This is a genomic window from Vibrio sp. 2033 (genome assembly GCF_033339735.1).
This window is the reverse complement of the sequence record NZ_JAWOVC010000224.1, coordinates 1-828: the sequence shown is the minus strand read 5'-3', so window position 1 is coordinate 828 and position 828 is coordinate 1. Positions and strand designations below refer to the sequence as shown.

Here is an 828-nt window from a genome sequence, read left to right as displayed (position 1 = left end):
CACACGTGTCATTGACTTGTTTAAAATAATCCGCATCAATCATGATACAAACCAAAGGCAGTGTTTTGTGCTCCGTGTCATCCCAAAGCTTTTTCAACGTTTTGATTGCACTGCGTCGATTAGGAAGTTGAGTTAATGAGTCCGTTAATGACAGCGCTTCCAGCTGCTTATTTGCCGTTAACAACTGGTTCGTTCTTGCTTCTACTTTTTCTTCTAATTCCAAATTGAGTTTTAAGAGATCACGATTACGTTCGGACACTTGAGAAAACAGCGCATTGAGTGCTTCTAGTAATGGCTCGGTAGACGCGTTAGCTTGTTGCTCTTGTTCGCGATAAGCTTCTAAAGGAGAAACGCCTCGTTCGATGGCTTTGATCTGTTTCGCCATATTTTGATCGATGCCAAGAATGTGGTACGCCAACCAATGAATGAGAAAATCCAATAACTGCTCCGCTGATTGCCGATTATCTTCGTTAATAAAACTTTGCATGCTGACAATATCGCCCATAAAAGTGCGATGTACTTGAATATGCTTTTGGAGATGCTCGTGATGAATCCCCACTCCTCTCATTAAATTTTCCTCTTCTTTGAAGTGAAATTCGGCGTAACGAGAGAGTTCAAATAACGCGCTCTGAATATCCGCTATAGAAATCGTGTTTCGCGTCAAAAGTTTGCCGTACTTATTAATAAACTCAACGAGATACTGGTGTTGATCGTCAACATCTTCGATTCCTGTTTCAAAATAGATGTCCCAACGAAATGAATTCAACGTTACTACTCCCAATATCAACGAGTCTATATCAAGTCACCATGCCGCAACCTGAAATACCA

General features: G+C 40.9%; 1 protein-coding gene. It reads right to left on the bottom strand.

What is annotated here, in order from left to right:
- Nucleotides 1-766 (bottom strand): GGDEF domain-containing protein (locus R7P74_RS25715; RefSeq protein ID WP_318123476.1); only part of this gene is annotated, 766 nt, incomplete at its 3' end.
- Nucleotides 767-828 lie beyond the last annotated feature (62 nt).